A 12,249-nucleotide genomic window follows, 5' to 3' on the forward strand; every position below is an offset into this window, starting at 1 on the left:
CATTATTATAAATCATAGAAGTCTTATAAATACCTTAAAAACATCATTGTTTAATCACTAAATTCTCATTAAAGTTTAGTTAAAATTTATATTAAAATAAAAATAAGATAAAACTAAATATGAGTTCAAAACTTTTAGTCTCTCAATTTCAGAGGGTTTGAAAAAAGTTTTAGTTTTGGCGAGCAAATTGGTGTTAAATATTGAATCCTTAACATTACGTTAAAGTTGGATTTTGGAATAATAACTTCATTTGCGTCGAACTAAAATCAAATCAAACAAATTTTACACATGAGGAAATTATTAGCTTTAGCGTTGTTTTTTGCAACGGCTACAATTTTTGCTCAGGGGACTGTTACCGGTACGGTAATAGATTCTGAAATGAATGGCCCGCTACCGGGAGCAAACGTAATGGTAGTAGGTTCTAGAACTGGTACTACAACAGATTTTGATGGAAATTTTTCATTAGAAGTGGATGGCTCTTCAGGAACTTTAGAAATTACTTTTGTAGGTTTCAAAAGCAAGAGAGTACAGTTCAATTTTTCAGGAAATTCTCAAGATCTGGGAGAAATTGTGTTAGTAGGTGATGACAATGCTTTAGATGAAATTGTAATTACCAGCTTTTCTTTGGCAATCGATAGAAAGACACCAGTTGCTGTTTCTACAATTAAAGGGGAAGAAATTGAGATGAAGTTAGGAAACCAGGAATTTCCTGAAATCCTTAACACAACTCCAGGTGTTTACGCAACAAAATCTGGTGGAGGTTTTGGTGATGCTGAACTAAGAATGAGAGGTTTTGGATCTACGAATATTGCTGTAATGATAAATGGTGTTCCAGTAAACGACATGGAAAACGGTCGTGTTTATTGGAGTAACTGGGCGGGACTTTCTGATGTGACTCGTACAATGCAGGTTCAAAGAGGTCTTGGTGCAGCAAAAGTTGCCGTACCTTCTATTGGAGGTACTGTAAATATTGTTACAAAAACTACAGATATTGAAAGAGGAGGCAACATTATAGCTTCAACTGGAAACGATGGTTATCAAAAATTTGGCGCTACCGTTTCTACTGGTAAAACAGAAAACGGTTGGGCAACTACAGTATCGGCTTCCAAAACTACAGGAGAGAGATTCGCTGATGGTCTACAATTCGAAGGTTACAACTATTTTCTTAGTGTAGCGAAGGAGATTAATGAAAATCATGAATTATCTTTTACGATGTTTGGTGCACCACAGCGTCATGGGCAAAGAGAAACTCAATATTCTATCGAAGATTATGAAAGAAGTGATCGAGGTATTAAATTCAATGGTGATTGGGGATATAGAAATGGAGAAGTAGTAAATATTCAAGACAACTACTACCATAAGCCACAGATATCTTTAAATCATTATTGGGATATTAACGATAAAACAGAATTGTCGACTGCAGCTTATGTTTCTTTTGGAACAGGAGGTGGTGGTGGATATACTGGTGATGCTAATCTAAGAAGCGTAAACTCGCCATATAGAAGCGCACCATATCAACCAATTAATTTAGATCTTGTAGTTGATGAAAATGTCGCTAATGGAATAGACGGATCAGGTACTATACTTTACAATTCAGTAAATAATCACAATTGGTATGGTGTTCTTTCAACCTTATCAACAGAACTTACTGAAGATTTAGAATTGATGGGAGGAATAGATCTAAGGTATTATGAAGGAAAGCATTATCAGGAAGTAAAAGATCTTTTAGGAGGTCAGTACTGGGCTGATGGAGGGAATATAAACAATCCTACTAATCTTGCAAGAACAGGTGATAAAATCAATTATTATAACGATGGAATCGTTTTATGGGAAGGATTATTTGCACAGGCAGAATATTCTAAGGACGATTTTTCAGCGTTTCTATCTCTATCAGGATCAAATACATCCTACAAAAGAATAGATTACTTCACTTATGAAGATTCAGACCCTATTCAGGAAACAGATTTTGAAAGTTATATTGGGTTTATGACTAAAGGTGGAGCAAATTATAATATTGATGATAATCATAACATCTTTGCAAATGTTGGGTATTTTGAGCGAGCTCCAGATTTTGATGCCGTATTTCCAAATAATGAAAATATTGTAAACTCTGAAGCCGAAAATGAAAAGATATTTAGTGTGGAAGCTGGATATGGTTTTAGAAGCTCTAATTTAAGAATCGATCTAAATCTTTATAGAACCCAATGGTTAGACAGAACCCAAGTACAATCTATTGTTGTAAGAGGTGATGAAGAAGGAGAAGAAGATCAACAATATTTTGGAAACCTACTAGGTGTGGATGCTCTTCACCAAGGTGTTGAATTAGAATTTGAGTATAAGCCATGGGAAGTTTTAACCGTTAATGGTATGTTCTCGTATGGAGACTGGAGATGGAGTAATGATATTACAAATGTGCAGTTCTTTGATGAAGAACAAGCACCTGTGGGTGAGCCAGTAGATCTTTTTATTGAAGATACTCCTGTTGGTAATCAACCTCAAACATCATTAGCTCTGGGTCTTAATGCTGAAGTATTCCCTGGGACTTTTGTACGTGGAAATTTCAATTATTTCTCAAGAATGTATGCGCAATATGATCCGTCTTCTAGAAATGATGATGAAGTGGAATTTACAGATCCATGGGAGGCTCCAGATTACGGTGTTTTTGATTTAGGTTTTACACACAAGTTTGCTTTTGGTTCTTTTGATGCAACAATAAATGCCAATGTTTACAATGTGTTGGATACAGAGTATATTTCTGATGTAACTGATGGTACTCGAAGAGACCAATTTGAAGGTCCTGATGGACAAACCAGAACAAGATTAGTTTCAAATGCTCAAGATGCATCGGTATATTATGGTTTTGGTCGTACATATACCGTAGGAATGAAGATTAATTTCTAAAAAAATACAAATGAAAAAATTATATATTTTAACCGCTTTATTAGGGAGTATACTTTATTCGTGCGACCCTACGGATAATCTTCAGGATATTGCAAATGAAGAAATCGACAATAGTCTTACCGAAGGAGAAGCTAATTATACTTTAACCGAGGATGATTATGAAGAAGTTGGATTTAATATTGAATCAGGTTTTGATAATTATGAGCAAGCTGAGGAATTAATTCCTGTTGTTTTAGATAACGCATTCCCATTGTATCAAAACGGTACCTCAATAATAACAACATTTAACGTAGAAGATCCATTGTTACCTGTGGAATATACTGTAAGTGAAGACGATTATACTGCAATAGGTAACCAAAATGGATATTTTAGCTCTACATCGCAAGTACAGTCTTTTCTAGAGAGTCAATTTGAAGCAGCTCAAAACGGAGACTTAGTGGAGTTAACATATAATACGGTTGCTAACGAAATAGCTTATGAGTTAAGTTCTGAAGATTTTGATCTTTTAGAAGAAGAACTGGGCGACACTTATCCGAATGCCGCAAGCAGTGCAGCAAACTATAGTAATTTTGATAGACGCGAAAGTAATGATGCTTACTGGAGTGATGATATGATTTTAGAAGCTATCAATGTAATTTTAAATGATGCTTTTGATGGGGTAGAGGGTCAGCGATATAATGTAAGCTATGATATTTATGACGGAAGTGCAGGTACAGAGAGCATGACTGTAGAATTTAATGGAAATAGTTATGTGCCTGTTGGAGGTACTTCTTACGAACTTGATAATGCTGATTATGCTTTGGCAAGAACAGAATTAGCAGATACTTACCCTGGTCCTGCAAATAATTTATCTTACAACAGTTTCAACATAGATGAAGGTTCATCAAATTACTGGAATGAAGAAATGATAGTTGAAGCCTTGAATATAATCTTAGGTGAAAATTTCACGGATGTAACAGAAGGTAGCCAGTTTGAAGTTAGTTATACTATTTATAATGGCAGTAATACAGCTCCAGAATCTTTATCTCTAATTTTTGAGGATGGAGAGTTCGTAATAAATAACGAGCCAACCCCTATATCAACTATTGAAACTACAGTAATGTATGCTTACACGGGAAGCTCTTGGAATATGCCTTTATCCTTGTCTACTGAGGATTACGCTGAAATGGGACAGAGTTACCCTAACTTTGATGATGAATCAGAAGCTTTTTACAACATAGGTATATATTTAGATAATCTTTACACGTATCCTCCAAATGGTAGTTCCGCTGTTGTGTCTTACCAATTTTACGATGGTAGTACGAATACTAGATATTCATTATTTACATTGCAAGATGGTGAATGGATTGGTGTACCTCGAGTAATCGAGACTACGTTACAGTTTGCAAAAACTGATGGTATTTGGGTTCCAGACAATACTATTTCATACTTCTTGACAGGTTCAGATTATAGTACGGTAGCTGAGGCATTAGTGGATCAATATCCAGATCCGGTTTCAAGTATGGCTCGCTATAGCAATTTTGATAGAAGGAATGGTAATGCTGCTTATTGGAGTGACGATATGATAATCGAAGCTATGCGTATTGTGTTGAATAGTATCGATCCAGATGCTGAAGTAGGACAGCAATACGATATTACTTACGATGTTTACAATGGTTCTAACGTAACTGAAACTATCAGCCTAATCAAAAATGAAGCTGGAGAGTGGGTTATTAATGAATAATCTCAATTCTTATAATATTTTAAAACCTTCTGTAATTATACAGAAGGTTTTATTTTTTTAAGCTTTTTTAATTAAGATATTTGTAAGACAAGAATCAAATTAGAATATAAATCAAGAATTAATGAAAAAGAATTTCTTTTTTGCATTCCTTTTAGGAAGTTTCTTCCTTGGATGTAGCAGTGATGATAGTGCTCCAGAGGAGCCCGAGATACCTGTGGAACAGGAGCCTGTTGCAGTAGATGATAATTTTAGCACAATAGAAAATGTTGAAGTTACATTATCAGTCGATCAATTGCTGAATAATGATGAAATTGTAGACAATGCTCGAATTTTTTCTGTAGATGAAGAATCTCTTGAAGGTGGGAGTATAGAAAACAACCGAAATGGAACATATACTTACACACCACCTGCAGATTTTCAGGGAGAAGACACCTTTATGTATTTACTGTGCGTTCCTGGGGATTCAGATAGATGCTCAGAAGCTACAGTAACTATTCAGGTAGATCAGCCTGGGCCACCAACAGCTAATGACGATACTTATGAAGTTGCTGAAGATGGAACGCTAACAATTCGTAATTATGGTGAAAATGATGATCTGGTAGGTAATGCGATAATTACTTCTGTGGAAATTACTAGTGGAAATGCTACAGTTTCTATCGATGATGAAAACAATATTGTATACGTTCCTAACGAAGGCTTTGCAGGATCAGACACATTCACCTATACCATCTGTAACGATGATGAAGAAACCTCTTGTGATACTGCAACTATTACTATTGAGGTAATCGATGAAGGTAATCCTTATGCTGAAGACGATGAAGTGATTGCAAATGCCGATGATGCTGAGACAATCTTTGCAGACCTCCTTGCTAACGATAATTTGATCGATGGTGCTATGCTTAGTAGTGTTGATGATGCGTCAAGCGAAGGCACTGTAACACTTAATGAAGATGGAAAAGTAACATATGTTCCGGCAGCTGGATTTACCGGTGAGGATACTTTCGAATACACCATATGTGATGATGATCAGCCAGAAGCTTCTTGTAGCACCGCTACGGTAACTGTTCAGGTTGTAACCCCGATTGCCTTTAATATTCCGGCAGATCTACAGGATTACTATGATGGTGTTACTTTTACAGATCAATCAGATTTCTTAAAACTAGCGCTTTCAAACTTTACAGTAGCTGCGCACGAAACGATCTTAGCGTATACAGATCGTCACGATTATCTTTACGAAGCCGATGAAGATCCGGATAATCCAGATAATGTTCTTTTAATGTACTCTGGTGAAAGTAGATATTGGGAAGAATATACTTCAGGAAGCAATTCTTATTCACCGCAAACTTTCAATACAGAGCATATTTATCCGCAATCGAGATTAGTATCAGAAGATGCTGTCACAGATTTACATCACTTAAGAACCATAGATGACGGTATAAATAGCGATAGATCGAACTATTCTTTCACAGACGGAAGTGGAGATTATGGGTTAGTTGGTAATAATTCTTGGTACCCTGGAGACGATTGGAAAGGTGATGTAGCCCGAATGGTTTTCTATCTTAATATTCGTTACGGAGAAAATATCTCGACGGTTGGTGACCTAGATCTTTTCCTTCAGTGGAATAGAGAAGATCCGGTTTCAGCATTCGAAATACAACGAAATAATGTGATCGAAGGTGCCCAAGGGGTAAGAAACCCGTTTATCGATAATCCATATCTTGCAACACTTATTTGGGGTGGCAGTGATGCTGAAAATCGATGGGAATAACCTATTTTTGTAAAAAAAGATAATTATGTACCAAACTGTTCAATTTATACATTCTTACTGGGCTTATTTAGTGATAGCCATGTTGGTAATCGCATCTGTTAGTGCTATTATTGGTTGGGTATCTGGTAAAGAATATAGTGCCGGAAATTTTAGAATTTCACTTTTTACGCTTATCGTATCTCATATTCAGTTACTTATCGGTATCGTTCTTTATTTTGTAGCACCTTATTTTAAAATGTGGGGCGAAGTTGGAATGAGCGGAGTAATGGGTGACGATACGTTAAGATTGTATAATATGGAACATCCTCTTATGATGATCATCGCTATTGTTTTGATCACCGTAGGATATTCAAAGCACAAAAAGAAATTAACTTCTACGCCAAAATTTAAAACGCTGGCGATATTTTATACGATTGCTTTGGTGGTACTTCTTTCCAGAATTCCTTGGAATGCATGGCTATAAAAAATAGTCCTCAAAATATCGAAAATCCCCGTTTTTAGCGGGGATTTTTCTTTTTTATAAGATAAAGAATAACCGGGAAATGATCGCTATAACCACCCAGATAGCCATTATAGCCATAACTTCGGAAGGGGTATCCTTTATACTGCCCATTTGAAGTGATTAAATAATCTTTCTTAAAAATTCCGGCTTTGTAATACTGAAAATGATCATAGTTTTTAGTCGTCATGGCGCCTGAAATCAGGATCTGGTCAAACAAATTCCAACTATCACGATAGGCTAAACTTCCAATGCCATTTTTATACAATTTCAGCATAGGATTATAAAACTGAAATTGATTTGCCTTTTCTGAAGTTTTAAGCACATTCTTTACATTTTTGTTCTTAGGATCATCATTAAAATCTCCCATATTTACGATCTTGAAAGAAGGATCTATTGCCCAAAGCGAATCGCAAATTTTTCGATTTACCATTGCAGCCGATTTTCGATAATTTCGGCTTGCTTTTTCACCGCCACTTCTAGATGGCCAGTGATTTACTAAAAATGCAAAGTTTTCATCTTCAATTTTTCCTGTAGCCACCAAAATATCTCTGGTGTAAATCCTCTTCCCTTCCTTATTCTGAATAAAAACACAAATAGCTTTTGATGTTTTCGGTTGAAAGACCTTAGGGTTATAGATTAACGCATTATCAATACCGCGGCGATCTGGAGAATCAAAATGAATAATTTCGTAATTCTTATCTTTCAATTGTTCTGTATTCAAAAGATCTTCAAGCACACGGTAATTTTCGATTTCGCTTAAGCCGATAATTTCGGGACTCTTACCAGATAGCTCTACTCCAATCTCTGAAATTACCTGGCCGATATTGTTTAATTTCTGAAGATATTTTTCTTCCGTCCACACATCTTTTCCTTCAGGAGTGCGATCATCATCGAAAGTAAAATCGTCATTTTCAGTATCAAAAAGATTCTCGGTATTATAAAATGCGATCGTCAAAACCTCGTACGTAGTTTGATTTTGCGCAAATCCAATTCCGCAGTAAAAAAGAAAAATTAGTTTTAAAATTTTCATTATCAGAATCTTAAAATTGTTGTGAGTTTGCGTTAAAGTTATCCTATTCTTTCGGATAAAATAAACGGTTTCGAATGCTATTTTCTAAATTGAAACGTTAATTTATTGATTTTCAATGAAAAGTGTGGTTTTTATTTGGGTGATTTCTATTTCCTCTGGTCTTCTGCAGGCGCAGGAAATCATTATATCCGGAAAAATACTACATGCTAATTCTCAGAATATTATTGGTGGCGTTAGTGTTCGTCTGGAAGATCGTTTTACGGAGGCCAGCACTAATACCGAGGGAATTTTCATACTCAGTTTTACAGATCTCGAAATGGGAAATTATATTTTAAATATTTCAAAACTTGGTTTTCAGTCATTACGATTGCCTATTCTTCTAGATCGATCAACTTTAGATTTGGGTGTGATTAGCCTAACTCCCGATATTGCAGAACAGCAGGCCCAATTAGGAAGCGTAAATCTTAGTGAAAATGAGTTGGATGACGATCAAATCGATGCCGGTTTTTCCTCGATTTTAAATGCTGGGAAGGATGCTTTTTTAAATGCTGCCGCGTACGATTTTAGTCAGACCTATTTTAAAACTCGTGGTTATGATAGTCAGTATGGTCTGGTAATGATTAACGGAATTGCGCTGAATAAAATCAATAATGGCCGGCCGCAATGGAGTAACTGGGGTGGTTTAAATGATGTGCAGCGCAATCAGGATTTTAATTTCGCGGTAAGCGCTGTAGATAATAACTTCGGAAGTCTTGCTGGTTCTACCAATTTCGTGATGCGTGCTTCAAAATTCTCTAAAGGTGGCAGGCTTACTTTATCGGCTGCCAATAGAAGTTATCGCTCCAGGATCATGGCCACGTATAGTTCAGGAGAATTAAAAAATAATTGGTTTTATACCGTTTCGCTCTCCGGAAGATTTGCTGAAGAAGGCTATATGGAAGGTACTTCATACAACGCGAAATCAGCTTTTCTTTCCGTAGAAAAAAAGATAAATGAAGATCATAGTTTAAATTTTGCGGCAATTTATACGCCTAATATTCGTGGAAAATCGGCAGCGATCACCGATGAAGTTTTTGAACTAAAAGGAAGAAAATATAATAGTTACTGGGGATATCAGGGAGATCAAATCAGGAATTCCCGTCAACGGCGCGTAGAAGAGCCTATTTTGATGCTGAATCATTTTTGGGAACTCTCAAAAGGCACCCAGATAACAACCAATATCGCCTATCAGTTTGGGAAAATAGGGAATACCCGAATCGATTATGGTGGTACAAATTTAGTTCGGTTTAACGATCAGGTTTCTTACGATGGTGGCGGCCAAAATCCAGATCCAGCTTATTATCAAAATCTACCAAGTTATTTTTTACGATTTGAAGGCAGTGAAAATTACGAAGCTGCTTACCGGAGCGCCGGTGCATTTCAGGAAAATGGGCAATTAAACTGGGATGCGATCTATGAAGCGAATAGAACTGAGGCCAATGCCGGAAATAACGCCGTTTATGCTTTAACCGAAGATCGTAATGATGATCGTTCGGTTTTTCTAAATACGACTTTCGATCATCAGCTAAATTCAAATTTGATGCTAAATGGCGGAATTAATTTTCAGCAACTAAAAAGCCATAATTATGCAAAAATCGATGATCTTTTCGGTAGAAATCGATTTCTGGATATCGATTTTTTCGCTGAACCAACCAATGATTTTTCATTAGAACAGGTGGCGCAAAGTGATTTGCAAAACCCAAATCGGCTGGTGGGTGAAAATGAGATTTATAAATATAACTACGATCTAAATTCAACGAAATTTGAAGCATTTTCCCAGCTTCAATTTATCGCTAAAAATATCGAAACTTACCTTTCAGCAAAGATCAGTTCTACAAATTATGATCGGTTTGGTAATTATCAAAATGGTTTATTTCCTGATAATTCACTTGGGCAAAGTGCAATATTACATTTTATCGATTTTGGTTTAAAAACGGGAATAACCTATCATTTTACGGGTAGACATTCTATTTCTTCAAATTTATTTCTAGCCAGTAATCCGCCAACTTTACAAAACAGTTTGGCAAATCCGCGACAAAATAATACGCTGGTTCAGGATTTAGATAGTGAACAAATTTATAGCGCAGATGCCACGTATCGCTATCGTTCGCCGAATTTCAATTTAAAAATTAGCGGCTATTTTACACAATTTCGAAATGTAACCGATGTCTCTTTTTATTACGTTGACGGACTTTCAGGCTTGGGCAGAAATACAACCACTGCTTTTGTGCAGGAGATTTTATATGATGCCGAAAAACAGCACTTGGGAATCGAATTTGGTACTGAAGCGCAGGTAACTTCCACGATCAAATTAAAGTCGGCTTTAGCCGTTGGCCAATTTATCTTTTCCAATAATCCCAATTTGTATTTAACCAGCAATAGTTTTGCCGGTAATGTGAATTATGGGGAAGCTCGATTGAAGAATTACCGACTTGCCAACGGGCCGCAGCATGCGGCACAACTAGGTTTTGAATACCGTGATCCCGATTATTGGTGGTTTGGTTTAACGGCAAACTATTTTGCAAACGCGTTTATTAATGTGAGTCCGTTACTGCGAACTTCAAATTTCACTACAGATACCGATGGATTGCCTTTAGAAAATTATGATGCGCAACTTGCCAGGGAATATCTAAAACAAGAGAATTTAGGCGATTATTTTTTGCTGAATGCCATTGGAGGGAAATCCTGGAAACTGGGAGATTATTATATTGGACTTTTTGTTAGCCTGAATAATATTCTGGATCAGCTTTACAAAACCGGCGGTTACGAACAATCCAGAAATGCCAATTTTAACAGTTTACAGGAAGATCGCGAACGTGAAATGCCAGTGTTTGGCAATCGCTATTGGTACGGTTACGGCACCACTTATTTTGCTAATCTATATGTTCGGTTTTAAAATGAAGAAATTTGTACTCCTATTAATTCTTGTTTTAATAAGTTGTGTGACGACAGATGATTTTAATGTGCCAGAAACTCAGGTTCCGGCAAATGTGAGCATAGAAGGCACGCAAATTAGTCTGAGGGCCGTAAAGAATAATTATGATGAAGAAACCGGCGATATATTTACATTTTCGGGTGATCAATATTTTGAGGCTTATGTGGTTTCTTCAGATAGAGCAGGTAATTTTTATAATGAATTGATCCTTCAGGATCGTCCAGAAAACCCAGAAGCTGGGATACAAATCTTAATTGATGAAAATGCCCTTTATCAGCGCTATAACTTCGGAAGAAAAGTGTTTGTGAAATTAAACGGATTGAGTATTTCGAAAAGCAATGGTTTAATTCAGTTGGGAAAACAGAATAGGGGAGATCTTGATCCTATAACACCTTCAGAAATTGATGAATATCTGGTTCGTTCAGAAATTATAGAAGAGATCACTCCGCAGCAAATCGATATTGGTGATTTTTCACCTGAATTTTTATGTACATATATTCAGTTAGATAATATTCAGTTTAATCGAAATTTGTTTACCCAAACCAACAGCACTTTTGCTGCTGAAACTTACGATCAATTTGATGGTTTCCGTCAAATCGAAGAATGTGGCAGCGATGATTCGGCTTTACTAGCCACCAGTACCTATGCCGATTTCAGGTCGGTTAATTTACCGGCAAGCTCAGGTACGATATTGGGCGTTTTAGGACGTGATTTTTATGATGATTTCTACGTGGTTCAGCTAAATTCCACTGAAGATCTTTCTTTTGGAAGTGAGCGATGTGACCCCGAGTTTTTTGACTGCGGAAATAATACTGAAGAAGGCGACACGATTTTGTTTGAAGAAAACTTTGCTGAAATCACCAACGAGAATCGATTAGATCCTTTAGGTTGGACGAACCTGAATGTAAACGGTGGCGAAGAGCGATTTGTTGATGCTACCTCCAACGGAAATAGAACACTTAGAATCTCAGCTTACAATACCGGGGAAAATCCTTTAGAAGCCTGGCTGATAACGCCGCCCATAGATCTTTCGCAAACTCGAAATGAGGTTTTGTCTTTTGATATTCGAGCGTCTTACGATAATGGTACTATTTTGCAGGTGTATATTAGCGAAGATTTTAATGGTGATCCAGAAACTGCAAACTGGCAATTACTCGAGGCGAATATTCCCATGGGACCATCAAATCAAAATGCAGTGATATTTAGAAATTCAAAAATCGATATTTCCTGTTTTACTGCTGAAGTTTATGTAGGTTTTCGATACCAGGGAAGAGATCCTTCCCGAACCACAACTTATGATATTGATAACATAAAAATCACAGCTGAATAATTATTTTCGTAATACCTACTA

General features: G+C 36.5%; 7 protein-coding genes. 6 read left to right on the forward strand and 1 reads right to left on the reverse strand.

The features are described from left to right. Positions 1-288 precede the first annotated feature (288 nt). The 4 genes from INR75_RS05170 to INR75_RS05185 all read left to right on the forward strand — a co-directional run bounded on the left by INR75_RS05170 (position 289) and on the right by INR75_RS05185 (position 6,855). A complete protein-coding gene (locus INR75_RS05170; RefSeq protein ID WP_092539950.1) occupies positions 289-2,901 on the forward strand; it encodes a carboxypeptidase-like regulatory domain-containing protein in 2,613 nt (870 codons plus the stop codon). 10 nt (positions 2,902-2,911) lie between these two features. Further along, complete coding sequence (locus INR75_RS05175; protein WP_223091051.1) at positions 2,912-4,624, forward strand: hypothetical protein; 1,713 nt, start codon at positions 2,912-2,914, stop codon at positions 4,622-4,624. 121 nt (positions 4,625-4,745) lie between these two features. Then, positions 4,746-6,392 (forward strand): Ig-like domain-containing protein, encoded by a 1,647-nt coding sequence (locus tag INR75_RS05180; protein WP_223091052.1) that lies wholly within the window; start codon positions 4,746-4,748, stop codon positions 6,390-6,392. A 25-nt stretch (positions 6,393-6,417) separates the two neighbouring features. Then, positions 6,418-6,855, forward strand: coding sequence for a hypothetical protein (locus INR75_RS05185; RefSeq protein ID WP_223091053.1), 438 nt, complete (start codon positions 6,418-6,420; stop codon positions 6,853-6,855). A gap of 34 nt (positions 6,856-6,889) precedes the next feature. Here the strand turns inward: INR75_RS05185 and INR75_RS05190 are convergent, their stop codons facing one another. Next, the gene (locus INR75_RS05190; RefSeq protein ID WP_223091054.1) at positions 6,890-7,924 is read right to left on the reverse strand and encodes an endonuclease/exonuclease/phosphatase family protein; all 1,035 of its coding nucleotides are present in this window, start codon (positions 7,922-7,924) and stop codon (positions 6,890-6,892) included. Positions 7,925-8,039: 115 nt separating this feature from the next. On the opposite strand from INR75_RS05190, the gene INR75_RS05195 reads away from it, so the two are divergent. Then, complete coding sequence (locus tag INR75_RS05195) at positions 8,040-10,859, forward strand: TonB-dependent receptor (protein WP_223091055.1); 2,820 nt, start codon at positions 8,040-8,042, stop codon at positions 10,857-10,859. Position 10,860: 1 nt separating this feature from the next. Next, positions 10,861-12,228, forward strand: coding sequence for a DUF5689 domain-containing protein (locus INR75_RS05200; RefSeq protein WP_255584646.1), 1,368 nt, complete (start codon positions 10,861-10,863; stop codon positions 12,226-12,228). The last annotated feature ends 21 nt before the right edge of the window (positions 12,229-12,249 follow it).

Source organism: Zunongwangia sp. SCSIO 43204 (assembly GCF_019904275.1).
Taxonomy (GTDB): domain Bacteria; phylum Bacteroidota; class Bacteroidia; order Flavobacteriales; family Flavobacteriaceae; genus Zunongwangia; species Zunongwangia mangrovi.